This window comes from Streptomyces sp. NRRL S-495 (assembly GCF_000966955.1).
Taxonomy (GTDB): Bacteria; Actinomycetota; Actinomycetes; order Streptomycetales; family Streptomycetaceae; genus Kitasatospora; species Kitasatospora purpeofusca.
Genome location: NZ_JZWY01000040.1, coordinates 26572 through 44568, shown reverse-complemented (window position 1 = coordinate 44568; position 17997 = coordinate 26572). Strand labels below are relative to the sequence as shown.

General features: G+C 74.0%; 18 protein-coding genes and 1 riboswitch. Of the genes, 9 read left to right on the top strand and 9 right to left on the bottom strand.

What is annotated here, in order from left to right; genetic code table 11:
• The 3 genes from VR45_RS03700 to VR45_RS03690 form a co-directional block, all read right to left on the bottom strand.
• A partial coding sequence (locus VR45_RS03700) for a delta-60 repeat domain-containing protein (RefSeq protein WP_286163058.1) occupies positions 1-864 on the bottom strand: 864 nt, incomplete at its 3' end.
• A 340-nt stretch (positions 865-1204) separates the two neighbouring features.
• Positions 1205-1675: a hypothetical protein gene (locus tag VR45_RS03695; RefSeq protein WP_052708819.1), complete on the bottom strand. Its 471-nt coding sequence runs from the start codon at positions 1673-1675 to the stop codon at positions 1205-1207.
• 264 nt (positions 1676-1939) lie between these two features.
• Positions 1940-2734, bottom strand: coding sequence for an alpha/beta fold hydrolase (locus tag VR45_RS03690; RefSeq protein WP_045938217.1), 795 nt, complete (start codon positions 2732-2734; stop codon positions 1940-1942).
• A gap of 286 nt (positions 2735-3020) precedes the next feature.
• Here VR45_RS03690 and VR45_RS03685 point away from each other — a divergent pair, with 286 nt between their 5' ends.
• The 3 genes from VR45_RS03685 to VR45_RS03675 are packed head-to-tail and all read left to right on the top strand — an operon-like array spanning position 3021 to position 5815.
• On the top strand, positions 3021-3839 hold the full coding sequence (locus VR45_RS03685; protein WP_045938228.1) for a lysophospholipid acyltransferase family protein: 819 nt from the start codon (positions 3021-3023) through the stop codon (positions 3837-3839).
• Positions 3840-3876: 37 nt separating this feature from the next.
• Positions 3877-5094, top strand: a complete 1218-nt coding sequence (locus tag VR45_RS03680; RefSeq protein WP_353612659.1) for a DUF5931 domain-containing protein — start codon at positions 3877-3879, stop codon at positions 5092-5094.
• Positions 5095-5119: 25 nt separating this feature from the next.
• Entirely contained in the window at positions 5120-5815 is a 696-nt protein-coding gene (locus tag VR45_RS03675; RefSeq protein ID WP_045938216.1) for a response regulator transcription factor, read from the top strand.
• A gap of 83 nt (positions 5816-5898) precedes the next feature.
• Here VR45_RS03675 and VR45_RS03670 read toward each other — a convergent pair whose 3' ends face one another.
• On the bottom strand, positions 5899-7836 hold the full coding sequence (locus tag VR45_RS03670) for an anthranilate synthase family protein (RefSeq protein WP_045938215.1): 1938 nt from the start codon (positions 7834-7836) through the stop codon (positions 5899-5901).
• A gap of 309 nt (positions 7837-8145) precedes the next feature.
• On the opposite strand from VR45_RS03670, the gene VR45_RS03665 reads away from it, so the two are divergent.
• Complete coding sequence (locus tag VR45_RS03665; protein ID WP_045938214.1) at positions 8146-9483, top strand: class II 3-deoxy-7-phosphoheptulonate synthase; 1338 nt, start codon at positions 8146-8148, stop codon at positions 9481-9483.
• Between the two features lie 154 nt (positions 9484-9637).
• Entirely contained in the window at positions 9638-9916 is a 279-nt protein-coding gene (locus VR45_RS03660) for a (2Fe-2S)-binding protein (RefSeq protein ID WP_045938213.1), read from the top strand.
• Between the two features lie 52 nt (positions 9917-9968).
• On the opposite strand, the gene bfr is transcribed toward VR45_RS03660, so the two are convergent.
• The gene (gene bfr / locus VR45_RS03655) at positions 9969-10448 is read right to left on the bottom strand and encodes a bacterioferritin (RefSeq protein ID WP_045938212.1); all 480 of its coding nucleotides are present in this window, start codon (positions 10446-10448) and stop codon (positions 9969-9971) included.
• Between the two features lie 217 nt (positions 10449-10665).
• Between bfr and VR45_RS03650 the strand changes: the two genes are divergently transcribed.
• Positions 10666-11295: a sulfite oxidase-like oxidoreductase gene (locus VR45_RS03650; RefSeq protein ID WP_045938211.1), complete on the top strand. Its 630-nt coding sequence runs from the start codon at positions 10666-10668 to the stop codon at positions 11293-11295.
• A 44-nt stretch (positions 11296-11339) separates the two neighbouring features.
• On the opposite strand, the gene pknB is transcribed toward VR45_RS03650, so the two are convergent.
• From pknB to thiO, 4 genes are all read right to left on the bottom strand, one after another.
• Entirely contained in the window at positions 11340-13124 is a 1785-nt protein-coding gene (pknB, locus tag VR45_RS03645) for a Stk1 family PASTA domain-containing Ser/Thr kinase (protein ID WP_234325825.1), read from the bottom strand.
• Positions 13125-13232: 108 nt separating this feature from the next.
• Positions 13233-14030, bottom strand: coding sequence for a thiazole synthase (locus VR45_RS03640; RefSeq protein ID WP_045938210.1), 798 nt, complete (start codon positions 14028-14030; stop codon positions 13233-13235).
• Positions 14031-14033: 3 nt separating this feature from the next.
• Complete coding sequence (gene thiS / locus VR45_RS03635) at positions 14034-14267, bottom strand: sulfur carrier protein ThiS (protein ID WP_045938209.1); 234 nt, start codon at positions 14265-14267, stop codon at positions 14034-14036.
• A complete protein-coding gene (thiO, locus tag VR45_RS03630) occupies positions 14264-15427 on the bottom strand; it encodes a glycine oxidase ThiO (protein ID WP_234325823.1) in 1164 nt (387 codons plus the stop codon). The genes thiS and thiO overlap by 4 nt, the downstream gene beginning before the upstream one ends.
• A riboswitch (TPP riboswitch) is annotated at positions 15422-15534 on the bottom strand. Its footprint overlaps the gene before it by 6 nt.
• 99 nt (positions 15535-15633) lie before the next feature.
• Here thiO and VR45_RS03625 point away from each other — a divergent pair.
• Genes VR45_RS03625 through thiE form a run of 3 tightly spaced genes read left to right on the top strand, consistent with a single transcriptional unit; the run spans position 15634 to position 17930 of the window.
• Complete coding sequence (locus VR45_RS03625) at positions 15634-16869, top strand: FAD-dependent oxidoreductase (RefSeq protein WP_107084091.1); 1236 nt, start codon at positions 15634-15636, stop codon at positions 16867-16869.
• Between the two features lie 54 nt (positions 16870-16923).
• Complete coding sequence (locus VR45_RS03620; protein ID WP_045938206.1) at positions 16924-17289, top strand: Rv2175c family DNA-binding protein; 366 nt, start codon at positions 16924-16926, stop codon at positions 17287-17289.
• Positions 17283-17930, top strand: coding sequence for a thiamine phosphate synthase (gene thiE, locus VR45_RS03615; RefSeq protein ID WP_045938205.1), 648 nt, complete (start codon positions 17283-17285; stop codon positions 17928-17930). Before VR45_RS03620 ends, thiE begins: the two co-directional genes overlap by 7 nt.
• The last annotated feature ends 67 nt before the right edge of the window (positions 17931-17997 follow it).

Here is a 17997-nt window from a genome sequence, read left to right as displayed (position 1 = left end):
GTCGAGGGCGCCGCTCGGGGTGTAGCGGGCGAGCGCGAAGTCGTAGTTGCCGGCGCCGCTGCCGGTGTACCCGGCGGCGACGATCTTCCCGTCGCTCTGCACCGCCACGGCGCGGGCCGCGTCGGCGCCGTCGTCGAAGTCGGTGATGACCTTGCCGTCGGTGTCGAAGCCGCTGTCGAGGCTGCCGTCGGCATTGAGCCGGGCCAGCGCGAAGTCACCCCCCGTCAGACCCGCGACGACGATCCGCCCGTCACCCTGCACCGCCGCGCCGAACGCGTCGTCGGCGCCGCCGGTTCCGAAGTCGACGGTCACCTTGCCGCCGGTTCCGAAGCCGGTGTCCAGCGAGCCGTCGGTGTTGTACCGGGCCACCGAGAACCAGCCGACGCCACCCTCGGGCACCTCGCTGCGCCCGACCGCCACAATCCTGCCGTCGGCCTGGAGGGCGAGGCCGCGGGCCTCGTCCGAGCCGCCGGCGAAGTCCGTCGTCACCTTGCCGCCGGTTCCGAAGCCGGTGTCCAAGGATCCGTCGGTGTTGTACCGGGCCAGCGCGAAGTCGTCGCCGGCACCCGCGTAGCCGGCCACGACGATCCGGCCGTCCGCCTGGACGACGACACCGCGGGCCTCGTCGGCCCCACCGCCGAAGTCGGTGGTCGTCCTCCCACCGCTGCCGAAGGCCGGATCGAGGTCGCCGGGCGCCGCGAGCGCCGCCCCGGGGACCGCCAGTGCGAGCAGCAGGCCGGCGGCTGCCGCCGCGCCGAGCCGGCCGGATCCCGGCCATGCGCGGGACCTGGACCTGGACCCGGATCGGGGTCCGGACCCGGGATCGGGCTCGGCCTTGGACCTGGACGTGGGAAAACGGTCCACTTCGAGTCTCCTCGTCGTCACGCCGACCCCTGGTCCGGTGGTCCTCGTGCCGAGGTCCGCACGGCGGCGGCGTCGCCTCACGGGTGCACCGCGCACCCGCCACCCCGGACGGCCCCCTCGGGTGCGAGGGGTGTCCGGTCCCGGGGCGTCGGCACACAGCTTCGGGTCGTCCCCCGCGGTGGCCCGGCAGGTCGGGGCGCCGCTGCACCCACTGGCCGCCGAACTCCACTCCGAGGAGTGACCGCGGGGCCGGGCCGACACGCCGACGGCCTCCCGGACGGTGCCCGGGAGGCCGTGCGACGGACGCCCGGGTACGGCCCGGGCGCGGGAGTCCGAGGGGTCAGACGACGGCGCCGCCGTGCGGGTCCTCGGGCTCGTCCTCGTCGCGGTCCTTCATCCGGACCACCAGGGTGGCGAAACCGCCGAGGAAGGAGGCCACCCCGACCCAGGCCGGCCAGCCGGAGACCTCGCGCCAGACCACCGCGTCGAAGAGCAGCAGCGCCGGCCCGCCGAGCACCGCCAGCCAGGCGAACTTGGCGGTGGTGTCGGCCTCGGGCAGCGGCGGCGGCTCCGGCGGGACGAAGTGGCCTTCGTCGGTCTCCTCGGACAGCTCGAAGTCGCGCGGCCCGGCGGAGCCGGCGGCCGGCATCACCGGGCGGCCGGAGCGGGGGCGCGGCTGGGGCGCCAGGTCGGAGAGGTCGCCGGGCTCGCCGGGGAGCCGGTCGGCGCCGGAGGGGTCCTTGAAGCCCTTGAGCTCGCCGCGCGCCCGGAGGTTCTCGACCTCGGGCCAGTTGGGGTTGTTGAGGTCCACCGGGTCGTCGAACTGGGCGACCAGCGCGGCGAAGATCTCGTCCTGCTCGGCCTGGCTGCGCTCGGGTGCGCGCCGCGTCCGGGACGGCTCGGCCGCCCCGCCGCCCTCGCCCGCGACCGGGGCGTCAGCGGAGCCCGAAGCCGGCCGGTCTGCTCGCCGTCGGCCCGCCCGGCGCCCGGCCGCGCGCCGCCCGTGGTCGCACCGTCCTCGCGGGGCGCGTCGTCCTCGCCGCCCGCCGTGCTGCTCTCGTGCACTTCCGGCCCTTCAGCCTTGGTGGTGGTCGGATTTCACCGGGATGACGCCCGCCGCGTGCGCGGGAGCCAACCGTCGGATGAAGTCCTGGGCGGCCGCGAATATTTCCCCCGCGTCGTGGTCCAGCGTCGCGACGTGATAGCTGCGCTGGCACAGCCGCTCCGTCACATCGGTCGAGGATATCCGGGCCAGCACCAGCTCGGAGTTGGCCGCGGAGACCACGTGGTCCTGCGGGCTGCGGAAGAGCAGCACCGGCTGGGTCACCCGGGGCAGCCGGGCCTGGACGTCCTTCCACAGCCGGGCCAGCGACCAGGCGGCGTGCAGCGGGGTGCGGTCGTAGGCCAGTTCGTCCGCCCCGGGCCGGGCGATGTCGTTGGCGACCCCGGGCACGCTCGGCACCAGGTGCCGCAGCACCGGCAGAATGACACTCGCGGGGTTGTCCGACCGCACCGACGGGTTGACCAGCACCAGCCCGGCGATCCTCGGCCCGTGCACGGAGGCCAGCCGCAGTGCCAGCCCGCCGCCCATCGACAGCCCGAAGACGAAGACCCGCTCGCACTGCCCGGCCAGCGTGAGCAACTCCCGCTCGACCTCGGCGTACCAGTCCTCCCAGCGGGTGAGCTGCATGTCCTGCCAGCGGGTGCCGTGCCCCGGCAGCACCGGCAGCCCGACGGTGTACCCGGCCCGGGCCAGGTCCTCGGCCCACGGCCGCAGCGACTGCGGGGAGCCGGTGAACCCGTGGCAGAGCAGGACGCCCACCGGCCCGCCCCGGTGGCGGTACGGTTCGGCGCCGGGCAGCAGCGACATGGCGGGCTCCTTCGCGGGCGAGGACGCTGGAGGGTGGCGCTGGAGGTGGCACTGGTACGAGCGGTACGCGCTGGACGTGCGGGGGCGTCCGGGGACCGGCAGGCACCGGAGGCTGCGGAATTCGCATCGTCCCATGTGCCCGCCCGCCCCGTACACCCCCGCCGGGCACCGGGCCGCCCCGCCCCCGGGACACCCCGCCGGGGCGGGGCGGGGCACGGGCGGACACCGAAGGGCATTAGGATCGACCGGTCCGCAATACAGGAGGCCCGGGTTGTTCTACCGACTGATGAAGATGATCGTCGCGCCACTGCTTCGGATCTTCTTCCGGCCGTGGATCGAGGGTGAGGAGAACATCCCCACCGAGGGTGCCGCGATCATCGCGAGCAACCACCTCTCGTTCTCGGACTCCTTCTTCTTCCCCGCGCTGATCAAGCGCCGGGTGACCTTCATCGCCAAGGCGGAGTACTTCACCACGCCGGGCATCAAGGGCCGGCTGACCGCCGCCTTCTTCAAGGGCGTCGGCCAGCTCCCGGTCGACCGCTCGGGCGTGCGCGGCGCCGGCGAGGCGGCGATCCGTTCGGCGATCGCCGTACTGGACCGGGGCGAGTTGTTCGGCGTCTACCCGGAGGGCACCCGCTCGCCCGACGGCAAGCTCTACCGGGGCAAGGTCGGCGGCCTGGCCCGCGTCGCCCTGGCCACCGGCGCGCCGGTCATCCCGGTCGCGATGATCGACACCGAGAAGGTGCAGCCGCCCGGCCAGGTGGTCCCGAACTTCGGCACCCGCCCGGGCATCCGGATCGGCCGCCCGCTGGACTTCTCCCGCTACCACGGCATGGAGAACGACCGCTTCATCCTCCGTTCGGTGACGGACGAGGTGATGTACGAGATCATGCGGCTGTCCGGCCAGGAGTACGTGGACATCTACGCGACCGCCGCCAAGCGGCAGCTCGCCGACGACAAGAAGAAGGCCGACGCCGAGCGCAAGGCCGTGCAGAAGGCCGAGCAGGCCGCCGCCAAGGCCGAGAAGGCCGAGGCGGAGAAGCTGGAGAAGGCCGAGCAGGAGAAGGCCGCGCAGGAGCAGCAGAAGGAGACCGGGCCGGCCTGAGTCGGGGCCGACCCGGCGCCGGGGGAGGGCGACAGGGATGACGGACGGCGGCAGAGCCGGGGCGGCGCGCCCGGGCACGGTCGGCGCGGCGGTGGCGGCGGGCGGCATGTCCGTCGAACTGCCGCTCTGGCGGGCGATCTCCTCCTTCCGGGTGCTGGCCCTGGGCTACGCGCTGCTCCGCTACTTCGACTCCTACCTGTCGTTCCTGCACCCCGTCGCGGGCTGGATCTACCTCGGCGCGCTGACCCTCTGGACGCTCGCCTCCACCCGGGCCTTCTCCGGCCCGCAGCGCTGCACCTGGTACGTCCTCACCACCGACCTCACGCTGGTCGTCACCGGCATCGTGATGAGCGGCATGATCGACGATCCCGCCCGGATCAGCCACGGCGCGCCGACCCTGCCCACCATCTGGGCGGCCGGCACCGTGCTCGGCTTCGCCGGCCGGGGCGGCTGGCGCTGGGCGGCGGCGGCCGGCTCGGTGATCGGGGTGGCCAACATCCTCGGCCACGGCGGCGCGACCGGCGACAACGTCCACAACATCGTGCTGCTCATGGTGGCCGGCTGCGCGATCGGCTATGTGATCGAACTGGCCCGGGCCAGCGAGGCGACGCTCACCCGGGCGCTCCAGATCGAGGCGGCCACCCGGGAGCGGGAGCGGCTCTCCCGGGACATCCACGACGGGGTGCTGCAGGTGCTCGCGCTCGTCCAGCGCCGGGGCACCGAGGCACCGGCCGGCGGCGCCGACCTCACCGAGCTGGGGCGGCTGGCCGGCGAGCAGGAGCGCGCCCTGCGCGCGCTGATGAGCGGCGGACCGCTGCCCGAGCAGCGCGCGCCGGAGCAGCCGCAGGACCTCAGCGCCCTGCTCACCCCTTACACGGACGAGCGGGTGACCGTCTCGGCCCCCGGCACCCCGGTGCTGCTGCCCGGGCGGACCGCCGGTGAGCTGGCCGCCGCCGTCGGCGCCGCGGTGGACAATGTGCGCCGCCACGCCGGGCCCGGGGCGCGGGCCTGGATCCTGGTCGAGGACGAGCCGGAGGCCGTCACCGTCTCGATCCGCGACGACGGTCCCGGCTTCGCGCCGGGGCGGCTCGGCGAGGCGGAGCGGGCCGGGCGGCTCGGCGTCTCCCAGTCGATCCGGGGCCGGCTGCTGGACCTCGGCGGCACCGCGGAGCTGTACTCGGCGCCCGGGGAGGGCGTCGAGGTGGAGCTCAGGGTCCCGCGCACCGCGTCCGGCGCCCCGGCCGGCCTCCTGTGACACCTTCCGCGAAAGGGTTCCGCGCATGACCACCGACCTGTCGACCGATCAGCAGGCCGCCGGCCGTCCGGTACGGGTGATGGTGGTGGACGACCACCCGATGTGGCGCGACGCCGTCTCCCGGGACCTCGCCGAGGCCGGGCTGGACGTGGTGGCCACCGCCGGGGACGGCGAGGAGGCCGTCCGCCGGGCCCGCGCCTGCTCCCCGCAGGTCGTGGTGCTCGACCTCAACCTGCCCGGTCTGTCCGGCGCCGAGGTCTGCCGCCAGGTGGTCGGGCACGACCCGTCGGTGCGGGTGCTGGTGCTGTCCGCGAGTGGCGAGCACGCGGACGTGCTGGAGGCGGTGAAGTCGGGTGCGACCGGCTACCTGGTCAAGTCGGCCGGTCGGGAGGAACTGCTGGACGCGGTGCGCCGCACCGCCGTCGGCGACGCGGTGTTCACCCCCGGCCTGGCCGGGCTGGTGCTCGGCGAGTTCCGCCGGCTGGCGGCCGAGCCGCCCGCCCCGGCCGCGCCGGTCGTCCCGCAGCTGACGGCCCGGGAGACCGAGGTGTTGCGGATGGTCGCCAAGGGGCTGTCGTACAAGCAGATCGCCGACCGGCTGGTGCTCTCCCACCGCACGGTGCAGAACCACGTCCAGAACACCCTGGGCAAGCTCCAGCTGCACAACCGGGTCGAGCTGGTCAGGTACGCGATCGAGCAGGGGCTGGACGACGCGGTGTGACGCCCGGGCGGGGTGTGCGGCCGCGCCACCCCGCCCGGTACGTCGTCGGAGCCCCGGTGCCCTGTCGGCCCGGTGACGGCGGCTCAGCGCGGGACGCCGGCCACCGCCCCCCGCAGCAGTCCGGCGACGATCTCCACGCCGTCCCTGGTGAGCACCGACTCGGGGTGGAACTGCAGTCCGGCGAAGCCCGGCCCGCGCAGCGCGTGCACGTCCCCGGTCAGCGGGTCCCGGGCCACCTCGACGCCCGCGGTGGCCAGCCGGGTGGCGTCGGCGTCGGTGCAGCGCGCGGTGAAGGTGTTGTAGAAGCCGACCGTCCGCTGCTCGCCGAAGAGGTCCACGCTCTCCTGCGCGCCCTGGTACGGCACCGCCTTGCGGACCAGCGGCAGACCGAGCGCGCCGGACAGCAACTGGTGGCTGAGGCAGACGGCGAGCAGCGGGGCGGTGCGCCGGCCGGCCCGGACGGCGGCCAGCGCGTCGGTGACGATCGGGCGCAGCACGGCCATCTTGGGGTCGTCCTCGGCGGCCGGGTCGCCCGGGCCGGGGCCGAGCACCAGCGCGCCGGGGTGGGCGGCGACCCGCTCGCGCAGGCCCGGCTCGTCGAACCGGGCCACGGTGACCCGGTGGCCGAGCGAGGTCAGCAGGTGGCCGAGCATCGCGGTGAAGGTGTCCTCGCCGTCGACGACGAGGGTCTCCAGCTCCTCGGTGATCCGGGCCGGCTGCTGCATCCGCAGCCAGAACGGGGCGAGGCCGGCCCGGCGGGCGTCCAGCGCGGCCTGGACGCGGTGGTTGTCGCCGAGTCGCGGGCCGTTCCGGCCGGCCGTCCGGGCGGGCGCCGGGCGGGCGCCGATCGCGGTGAGCACCCCGGCGGCCTTGGCGTGGGTCTCGGCGACCTCGCCGTCCGGGTCGGAGTGGCGGACGAGGGTGGCGCCGACCCGGACGGCGAGCCGGCCGGTGGCCGGGTCGATGTCGGCGGTGCGGATGCAGATCGGGGAGTCCAGCAGCTGGCCGCCGCTGGCCGAGCGGCCGATCAGGGCGAGCGCGCCGGAGTAGTAGCCGCGGCCGCCGCGCTCGTACCGCTTGATCACCCGGGTGGCGTTCTGCACCGGGCTGCCGGTGACGGTGGCGGCGAACATGGTCTCCTTCAGCACCTCGCGGACGTCCAGCGAGGTGCGGCCGCGCAGCTCGTACTCGGTGTGCGCGAGGTGGGACATCTCCTTGAGCCGGGGGCCGAGCACCTGGCCGCCGAGGTCGCCGACGGTGCACATCATCTTGAGTTCCTCGTCGACCACCATGGTCAGCTCCTCCAGCTCCTTGGGGTCGTGGAGGAAGGAGATCAGCGAGTCCAGGTCGGAGCCGGCGGCGGGATAGCGGTAGGTGCCGGAGATCGGGTTCATCACGACCGTCCCGCCGCTCTGCCGGACGTGCACCTCGGGGGAGGCGCCGACGAGCACGCGGTCGCCGGTGTGCACCAGGAAGGTCCAGTAGGCGCCGCGCTCCTGCTCCAGCAGCCGCCGGAACAGGGTCAGGGCGAGCGCGGGCGAGAAGTTGTCGAGGGTCGCGGTGAAGTCGCGGCGGACGACGAAGTTGGCGCCCTCGCCGCGGCCGATCTCGTCCTCGATCACCCGGCGGACGATGGCGGCGTACTCGGCGTCGTCGATGTCGAAGCCGCCGTCGGTCAGGGCGACCGGCAGCTGCGGCAGCGCGGCCGTGACCTCGGCCAGCGGCAGGGCGTACTGCTCGGTGACCGAGAGGGCCTGCAGCGGGGTGCCGTCGTCGTGCGCCTCGAAGCCGCGCTCGCGGATCTGCCGGTAGGGGACGAGGGCCAGCAGGTCGTGGACGGGGCCGTCGGCGGGGACGCCGTGGCGGACCGGCAGGTCGGCCAGCCGGTCGTGGCTGCCGACGGTGCCGAGCAGGATCTCGACGGTGTCCGGGGCGGTGCGGGGTGTGCGGCGGTGCAGCAGGGCGAAGGCCGGCGCGTCGGCGGCGGTGAGGCGGGCGAGCAGGTCGGCGGCACTGGTCACGGTGGCGGCGTTCCTTCCGGGATGGCTTCTGCGGCGGGGTGGGTTTCCGCTCCGGGAGGCTGCCGACCGGCTGGTGGAACGCCGACGGCCGCCCCGGGGGGCGGCCGTCGTGTGCGTCTAGGAACGCGCTGACTGTGGGCCACCCAGAGGGTCGGCCCACCACCAGGATCGGGTGTGCGGCGTGTTCACGGGACCGAGCCTAGCGGATCCCCGGACGGGCGTGAGGCCCGTCACCCGATTGTCCGCAAGGTGTCTCATCCCTCGGGCAGTGGTCACAATTCGGTTGCCGTACCCCGTAGCCTTGACCGCGTGACCGTGACGAATCCCCACACCTGGCAATCCCTGCCCGCGGCGCAGCAGCCCGAATGGCCGGACCAAGAGGCTCTGCGCAAGACCCTTGCGGACCTCGCCTCGTATCCGCCGCTCGTCTTCGCCGGCGAGTGCGACCAGCTGCGCGCCCGACTCGGTGCCGTGGCCCGTGGTGAGGCGTTCCTGCTGCAGGGCGGTGACTGCGCCGAGGCCTTCGACGGTGTCTCGGCGGAGCACATCCGCAACAAGCTCAAGACCCTGCTGCAGATGGCGGCCGTGCTCACCTACGCGGCCTCGGTGCCGGTGGTGAAGGTCGGCCGGATCGCCGGCCAGTACTCCAAGCCGCGCTCGAAGTCGACCGAGACCCGTGACGGCGTGACCCTGCCGGTCTACCGGGGCGACTCGGTGAACGGCTTCGAGTTCACCCCCGAGTCCCGGATCCCGGACCCGGAGCGGCTGAAGCGGATGTACAACGCGTCCGCCGCGACGCTCAACCTGGTGCGCGCCTTCACCACCGGTGGTTACGCCGACCTGCGCCAGGTGCACGCCTGGAACCAGGACTTCGTGCGCAACTCGCCGGCCGGTCAGCGCTACGAGCAGCTGGCCCGGGAGATCGACAACGCGCTGGCGTTCATGAACGCCTGCGGTGTCGCGCCGGAGGAGTTCCGGACGGTCGAGTTCTTCTCGTCGCACGAGGCGCTGGTCCTGGACTACGAGACCGCGCTGACCCGCGTGGACTCGCGCACCGGCGAGCTCTACGACGTCTCCGGCCACATGGTGTGGATCGGCGAGCGCACCCGTCAGCTGGACCACGCGCACATCGAGTTCGCCTCGAAGATCCGCAACCCGATCGGTGTGAAGCTCGGCCCGACCACCACGGTCGACGAGGCGCTCACCCTGATCGAGAAGCTGGACCCGGAGCGCGAGCCCGGCCGGCTCACCTTCATCACCCGGATGGGCGCGGGCAAGGTCCGCGACGCCCTGCCGACCCTGGTGGAGAAGGTCACCGCCTCGGGTGCGCAGCCGGTCTGGATCTGCGACCCGATGCACGGCAACACCTTCGAGGCGTCCAGCGGTCACAAGACCCGCCGCTTCGACGACGTGCTCGACGAGGTCAAGGGCTTCTTCGAGGTGCACCGGGCGCTCGGCACCCACCCGGGCGGCATCCACGTGGAGCTGACCGGCGACGATGTCACCGAGTGCGTCGGCGGCGGCGACGAGGTGCTGGTCGACGACCTGCACCAGCGCTACGAGACGGCCTGCGACCCGCGGCTCAACCGCAGCCAGTCGCTGGACCTGGCGTTCCTGGTCGCCGAGATGTACCGCGGCACCGTCTGAGACCGTCCCGAATGTGAGCGAAGCCTCTCCGGCCTGGGGTTTTCCCCGGCCGGAGAGGCTTTTGCGTGCCCGGATCGACGGGTAAGGTGAGGCTTAGTGAACTAAGGCAAGCCTTAGTCAAGATCCACTCGCTCAGCCCCCGGGAGAGACCGCGATGTACGTGTGCATGTGCCATGCGGTCACCGAGGACCAGGTGAAGCGGGCGATAGACGCGGGGGCCGACACCCCGCGGCAGATCGCCAAGGGCTGCAAGGCCGGTACCGACTGCGGATCCTGCGTCCGGCGCATCCAGGCCCTGCTCGGCGAGCACGGTGCCCGGCCCTGCCCGACCGCCCGGCTGGCCGCCAAGCTGGGTCTGGCCGACCCGGGTGCCGAGTCGGAGGCCGAGCCGGACCCGGCACCGGCGCCGGTGGCGGCGCTGCGCGTCGCCTGAGCCCCGGCCCGCGGGTCACGGCGCCCGGTCCCGCTCGGGACTCCGGCCCCGGTCAGGACTCCGGCTGCTCGATCAGCTGCGCGAGGTAGAGCGCCTCCCCGAGCTTCTCCAGCAGTTCGAGCTGGGTGTCGAGGTAGTCGATGTGGTGCTCCTCGTCCGCCAGGATCGATTCGAAGATGTTCGCCGAGGTGACGTCGTTCTTGGCGCGCATCACCACGATCCCGCGCTTGAGCCGGTCGATCGCCTCGACCTCGACCTGCCGGTCCGCCTCGAACATCTCCTTGACCGTCTGGCCGATCCGGACGTGGAACAGCCGCTGGTAGTTGGGCAGCCCGTCGAGGAAGAGGATCCGGTCGGTGAGCACCTCGGCGTGCTTCATCTCGTCGAAGGACTCGTGCCGGGTGTACTTGGCGAGCTTCGTCCAGCCGAAGTTCTCCTGCATCTTGGCGTGCAGGAAGTACTGATTGATCGCGGTCAGCTCGGCGGTGAGCTGTTCGTTGAGGAACTCGATGACCTCGGTGTCGCCCTTCATGGCGTTGCCTTCCTGCTGTGCGTGCGGGACACGGCCGTTACCCTCCGGCTGCACGCATCCTGGCACCGGGGTGGGAACAAATTCCAGTAAGTTCACACTCACTAGGACATGTTTCGGAATATCCGATTTGCCCGGTCCTTGAGCCGTACGAGCGGGGCGTGCGAGGTGGCAAAGGGGCGCGCGCGGCCCGCCGCCCGCCGTCTGTCACCATGGATCCATGGGTCAGTCCGAGCAAGAACCGTCGTCGCCGTCTGACCCCCGGCTCCCGCCGGGCCAGCGGGTCCAACGCGGCTGGCCCGCCCTGCACTACGGACCGGTACCCCGGTTCAAGCCCCTGACCTGGGACCTCCAGGTGTTCGGCGCGACCGCCTCGGCCGAGAAGCACAGCTGGGACTTCGAGGGCTTCAACGCCCTGCCCCGCACCACCGTCCGGGCCGACCTGCACTGCGTCACCCGCTTCTCGGTGCTCGACAGCGACTGGACCGGGGTGGCCGCCGCGCTGCTGCTCGACCTGGTGCCGCCGGACCGGGACGTCACCCACGTCATGGTCTGGGCCGAGTACGGCTACAGCGCCAATCTTCGGCTGGCGGACTTCGCGGCCCCCGACACCCTGCTCGCCACCCATCGCAACGGCGAGACGATCACCGCCGAGCACGGCTTCCCGGTCCGGCTGGTCGTCCCCCGGCTGTACGCCTGGAAGGGGCCCAAATGGGTCCGGGCGGTCGAGTACATGCGGGCCGACCGGCGCGGCTTCTGGGAGGAGCGCGGCTACCACAACCGGGCCGACCCGTGGCGCGAGCAGCGGTACTCCCACCAGGAGGAGCCGGGCGACGGCCCGCTCCGGTAGGGCGTCGTAGGGGAGTGGCTCCCGGCAGACGCGGGGGGCCGTTCCTAGAAGAACGGGAAGGTGACCGTCACCACGGTGCGCTGCGGCCTGCGCTCGCCGGCCGCCGGGGACTGACCGGTCACCTTGCCGGTGCCGAACAGGTTGACCCCGCTGCTCTGCATGGCGAACCCGGCCGCCTGGAGCGCCTTCTCCGCGGCCTCCTTGCTCATCCCGGTCACGTCCGGGACCGCCACCATGCCCTTGCTGACCACCAGCGCCACCGGCGTGTTCTCCGCCACCTGCTCCCCGGCGGCGGGCGAGCTGCTGATCACCGAGCCCTCCGGCACGGTGTCGCTGAACGTCGAGGTCACCGTGCCGGCCGCCAGCTGCGCCCCGGCCAGCGCCGGGGCGGCCTGCGCGGACGGCTTGCCGACCAGGTCCGGTACGGCGATCCGCTTCGGCCCGCGCGAGACGGTGAGCGTCACGGTGTCGCTCTTCCGGGACCGGGTGCCGACCCCGGGGTCGGCCGCGACCACCTGGCCGGCCGGGACGGACTCGCTGTACACCTCGGTGATCCGCCCGTGCATGCCGGCGGCGTCGAGGATCCGCTCCGCCTCGGCCCGGTCCTTGCCGAGCACGCCCGGCACCGTGCCGTACACCGCGCCGGAGATCGCGTACGTCGCCCCGCCGACCAGCAGCACCAGGGTGGTGAGCACGGCCGCCCAGATCAGCGGCTTGCGCGGCAGCCGCCGGCGGGCGGGTCCGGAGCCGGACCGGCGGGCGCGGCGCGTCCGGACCGGCGGCGGCTCGTCGTACGGACGGGGCTCGGTGAGCAGCTGCTCCATGACGTCCGGCGGCACGTCCAGCACACTGGTGCGCTCGACCGGGGCCACCGGGGCCACCGGGGTGAGCACCGAGGTCGCCTCGCCGGTCGGGTACCGGGGGCTGGGGCGGGTGGAGGCGGGCGGCTCGGCGTCCAGCTGGGCCGGCGTGAGCCCGCGGCGGACCCGCTGGAGCGCGGCGAGCAGCTCCACCGCGTCGAACGGGCGGAGGTCGCGGTCGCGGGCGCAGGCCCCGGCCACTATCGCGTCCAGCTCGGGCACCACGCCGGGCACGGTCGCGGACGGCGGCGGGACGTCCTCGTGCAGATGCCGGTACATCACCTGGACCGGGTTCTCGCCGGTGTGCGGACGGCTGCCGGTGAGCATCTCGTACAGCAGGATGCCGGCCGCGTAGACGTCCACCCGCCGGTCGGTCTCGGCGCCGGGGTGGATCTGTTCGGGCGCCAGGTAGGAGACGGTGCCGAGCACGGTGTCGGTGGTCGAGGTGCTGGAGGAGGCCGCGCCGTCGGCGGCGTTCAGCACCCGGACCAGGCCGAAGTCGGCGACCTTGACCAGGCCGTCGTCGGTGATCAGGACGTTCTCGGGCTTGACGTCGCGGTGCACAAGCCCGGCCCGGTGGGCGGCGCCGAGCGCGGCGAGCACCGGCTCCAGGATGTCCAGCGCGGCCCGGATGGAGAGCGCGCCGCGGTCGTTCAGCAGGTCGCGCAGGGTGCGGCCGGGCACGTACTCCATGGCGAGGAAGACATGGCCGCCGTCCGCGCCCTGGTCGAAGACGTTGACCACGTTGGGGTGGGCGAGCCGGGCGACGGCCTTGGCCTCGCGGATGAAGCGGGCGGTGAACGCGGCGTCCCCGGCCAGCGAGGGATGCATTACCTTGAGCGCGACGACCCGGTCGAGCCGGGTGTCGGTGCCCCGGTACACGGTGGACATCCCACCGGCGGCGATCCGCCGCTCGACCCGGTACCGGCCGTCGAGCAGGGTACCGATCAGGGGGTCGCGCAAAGCCATGTCCACCCGGCGAGTCTAGTGCGGGGGTGGTCGGCGGCTCCGGGGGACACCGCCCCCGGAGCCGCTCTGTGCCCGCTTTGTGACACCGGACGTACGTACGACCCGCCGCTAGAACGCGGGGTGCTCGCGGGTGTCCAGGTCGGCGCGGCCGGCCATCGCGGACGAGGCCTCGGCGTGGAAGCGGCGCGGGATCCGGCCGGCCCGGTACGCCAGTCGGCCCGCCTCGGCGGCGTGCCGCATCGCGTCGGCCATCAGCACCGGTTCCTGGGCCCGGGTGACCGCGGAGGCCAGCATCACCGCGGCGCAGCCCAGCTCCATCGCCAGCGCGACGTCCGAGGCGGTGCCGGCGCCGGCGTCCAGGATCACCGGGACCCCGGCGCCCTCCACGATCAGCTGGAAGTTGTGCGGGTTGCGGATGCCCAGGCCGGAGCCGATCGGAGAGCCCAGCGGCATGACCGCCGCACAGCCGACGTCCTCCAGCTTGCGGGCCAGAACCGGGTCGTCGTTGGTGTACGGCAGCACCGTGAAGCCGTCGTCGACCAGGGTCTCGGCGGCGTCCAGCAGCTCGATCGGGTCCGGCAGCAGGGTCCGCTCGTCGGCGATCACCTCGAGCTTCACCCAGTCGGTGCCGAGCGCCTCGCGGGCCAGCCGGGCGGTCAGCACGGCCTCGCCGGCGGTGAAGCAGCCCGCCGTGTTGGGCAGCACGCGGATGCCGTTGCGGGTCAGGACGTCGAGCACCGATCCCTGGGTGGCGGCGTCGACCCGGCGCATCGCCACCGTGGTCAGCTGGGTGCCGGACACCTGGAGGGCCTGCTCCAGGACCTCCAGGCTGGGGGCGCCGCCGGTGCCCATGATCAGCCGGGAGGAGAAGGACTCCCCGGCGATGGTGAGAAGGTCGTCGGCCATCGGTCAGCCTCCCTGGACGGCGGTGAGGATTTCGATCCGGTCGCCCGCGGACAGTGCGGTGAGCGGCCACCGGGTGCGCGGCACCACGGTCTCGTTGAGGGCGGCGGCGACCCCGGAGTGGGCCTCGCTGAGGGTGGCGACCACCTCGGCCAGGGTGGTCGAGGCGGGCACCTCGCGCGGCTCGCCGTTGACGCTCAGCCGGACGTTCGGGGTGGTGTCGCTGGTGCGGGGGCTCATGCCGAGACCTTCGTGAATCGGTGGGGGGAGAACGGGCGGGCGAGCTCCGGCAGGTCGCCGGTGGCCAGGTACTCGGCGAGGAGGTCGCCGGTGACGGGCGTCAGCAGCACGCCGTTGCGGTAGTGGCCGGTCGCGGCGACCAGGCCGGGCAGGTCGGTCGGGCCGAGCAGCGGCGCGTTGTCCGGCGAGCCGGGCCGCAGCCCGGCGCCGGTCTCCACCAGCGGCAGCTCGGTGATGCCGGGCACCAGCTCGTGCGCGTCGCGCAGCAGCTCGTAGACGCCGCCGGCGGTGACCGTGGTGTCGTGGCCCTGCTCCTCGGTGGTCGCGCCGATCACCAGCTCGCCGTCGGCGCGCGGCACCAGGTAGATGTGGCCGCCGCGGACGACGGCGCGGACGTTGCGGGACAGGAACGGCCGGTAGGCCTCCGGCACCCGCAGCCGCAGAACCTGGCCCTTGACCGGGCGGATCGCGGGCAGCACCCCGGGGGGCAGGCCGGCCAGCAGGTGGCTGCGCGAGCCGGCCGCGAGCACGACCTGCCCGGCGGCGAGGGCCGTGCCGTCGGCGAGCCGGACGCCGGGCGCCCGGTCGCCCTCGACCAGCAGTTCGGCGGCCTCGGCGCGGCGCAGCACCACGCCGGCCCGTTCGCAGGCCCGGACCAGGGCGGCGGCCAGCCGGCGGCCGTCCACCTGGTGGTCGTCGGTGACGTGCAGTCCGCCGCGCACGCCGGGGGCGAGCATCGGCTCCAGCCGACGTGCCTCGCGGCCGGTGAGCCACTGCGAGTCCAGGCCGAGCCGCCGGTGGAAGGCGTGCAGTTCGCGCAGTTCCTCGCGGTCGTCGGAGTCCAGGGCGACGGCGAGGGTGCCGCACTGCCGGTAGCCGGTGTCCAGGCCGCCGCTCGCCCCGGTGAGCTCGGCGGCGAAGGCCGCCCAGCGCTCGTTGGAGGCCATGCCGAGGCGGAGCAGGGGCTCCTCGCCGTACTGGAGTTCGGTGACCGGGGCGAGCATGCCCGCCGCGACCTGGGCGGCGCCGCCGCCGGGGGCCGGGTCGAGCACGGTGACCCCGAGGCCCCGCCGGGCCGCCTGCCAGGCGACCACGAGCCCGATGATCCCGCCGCCGACCACCAGCACCTCGGCGCGGTCGCCCGATGCCAAGCGTGTCAAAGTCGCTGCTCTCCCTTCGCCGGTATGACCCGGATCAGGTTCGGACGGTCGCGGGCCGTGCCAGCCCGCCTCTCAGCCCGGTTCGCCGGGCTCCCGTGATGGTGCCCCCACCTTAACTCCGGGGGGTCGGAGGGCTGAAGGTGCCCGCGACGGGCCCGACGAGCGGGCAGACCTAGGTCCGAGGGCCTGCGACCGGGCTCAGTACAGTGACGGGCGTGGCTGAGCTGAGCGGAACGGGACAGACGGATCGGGTGGTCGTGGCCGGCGCGGGACTGGCCGGGGCGCAGTGCGCCGCGGTGCTGCGGCGGGACGGCTGGGAGGGGCGGATCACGCTGGTCGGCGAGGAGCCGCACGCGCCCTACGACCGGCCGCCGCTCTCCAAGGACGTCCTGCTCGGCAAGACCGACAGCACCGCCCTCGACCTCGACTTCGGGCAGCTCGACGTCGAACTGCTCACCGGCCGCCGCGCCACCGGGCTCACCCCCGGCGGCCCCGGCGCGGCCGGCACGCTGCACACCGACGCCGGGGACGTCCGGTACGACGCGCTGGTGATCGCCACCGGCTCCGAACCGCGGGTCCTGCCCGGAGCCGAGCGGGCCCACCTGCTGCACACCCTGGACGACGCGCTGGCGCTGCGCGCCCTGCTCCGCCCCGGTCTGCGCCTGGTGCTGGTCGGGGCGGGCTGGATCGGCGCCGAGGTGGCCACCGCCGCCCGGGCGGCCGGCTGCGAGGTGACCGTGGTCGAGGCCGGGCCGGCGCCCGTCCCCGGCGCGCTGCCCACCGAGGTCGGCCGGGCGATGGCCGCCTGGTACGCCGAGGCCGGGATCGGGCTGCGCTGCGGCACCGGGGTGGCCGCCGTCGAACCGGGCGCGGTGCTGCTCGCCGACGGCTCGCGGCTGCCCGCGGACGAGGTCGTGGTCGGCATCGGCGCCCGCCCGGCCACCGGCTGGCTGGCCGGCACCGGCGTCGAGCTGGACGCGGCCGGCGCCGTCCTGGTGGACGAGCGGCTGCGCACCACCGTGCCGGGCGTCCTCGCGGCCGGCGACTGCGTCGGCTACCCCTCGGCGCGCTCCGGCACCCGGCTGACCGTCCAGCACTGGGACCACGCGCTGCAGTCCGGCGAGGCCGCCGCCGCCACCCTGCTCGGAGCGGACGCGCCGCCGTACGACCCGGTGCAGTACTTCTGGTCGGAGCAGTTCGGGCGGATGGTGCAGTACGCCGGACGGCACGGCGCGGACGACGAACTGCTGTGGCGCGGCTCCCCGGACGGCGCCGACTGGTCGGTGCTGTGGCTGCGCGACGGCGTCCTGCGGGCGCTGCTCGCGGTGGACCGGCCGCGCGACCTGACCCAGGGCCGGCGGCTGGTCGAGCGCGGCGCCGTGCTGGACCCGGTCCGGGCGGCCGACCCGGCCGTTCCGCTGAAGTCGGCGCTCGCCGGGTAGCCGCCGGGAGGCCGATTGGTGCGCGGGGGGCCGCGGAGGTGGCAGTCTGGTGGGGTGAGTGAGATCGAAGCCAAGATTGAATCCCTGGTCCCCGCGTGGCTCTACCTGCCCGACATCTCCGAGCGGTGGGGTGTGGTGATCACCGAGGTCCGCAACATGGTCAAGAAGGGTGAGCTGATCGCCGTCCGTCGCGGCCCCAACAAGTCGCTGCAGGTCCCGGCGGCGTTCATCGACGAGACCGGCCTGGTGAAGCACCTGCTCGGCACGCTGACGGTGCTGCGCGACAGCGGCTTCAGCGACGACGAGATCCTGGTGTGGATGTTCACCGAGGACCCGTCACTGCCCGGCACCCCGATGCAGGCGCTCTGCGAGAACCGGGCCACCGAGGTGAAGCGGCGGGCCCAGGCGATGGCGTGGTGACGGACCGGCGCGGACGGCTCGCCGACGCCCGGCTGTACCTCTGCACCGACGCCCGGCGCGAGCAGGGCGACCTGGCCGGGTTCCTGGACGCCGCGCTGTCCGGCGGCGTGGACATCGTCCAGCTCCGGGACAAGGGCCTGGAGGCCAAGCAGGAGCTGGCCGCGCTGGAGGTCTTCGCCGACGCCTGCCGCCGGCACGGCAAGCTGCTCGCGGTCAACGACCGGGCCGATGTCGCCCACGCGGCCGGCCCCGACGTGCTGCACCTCGGGCAGGACGACCTGCCGGTGCCGGCCGCCCGCGCGATCCTCGGCGAGGACGTGCTGATAGGGCGCTCCTGCCACGCCGAGTCGGAGGTGGACGCGGCGGCTGTCGAGCCCGGCGTCGACTACTTCTGCACCGGTCCGGTCTGGCCGACCCCGACCAAGCCGGGCCGCTTCGCGCCGGGCCTCGGCCTGGTCGAGTACGCGGCGAAGCTGTCCACCGGGCGGCCGTGGTTCGCCATCGGCGGCATCGACCTCGGCAACCTGGACGAGGTGCTGGACGCCGGGGCACGCCGGGTGGTGGTCGTCCGGGCCATCACCGCGGCCGAGGACCCGGGTGCGGCGGCCGCCGAGTTCGCCCGGCGGCTGCGCGCCGTCTGACCCCGGGGCTCCCGGCGGATTCCAGGGGCCGGCGGGGCCTTCCGCGGTCCTCGCGGTCCTCGGGGCC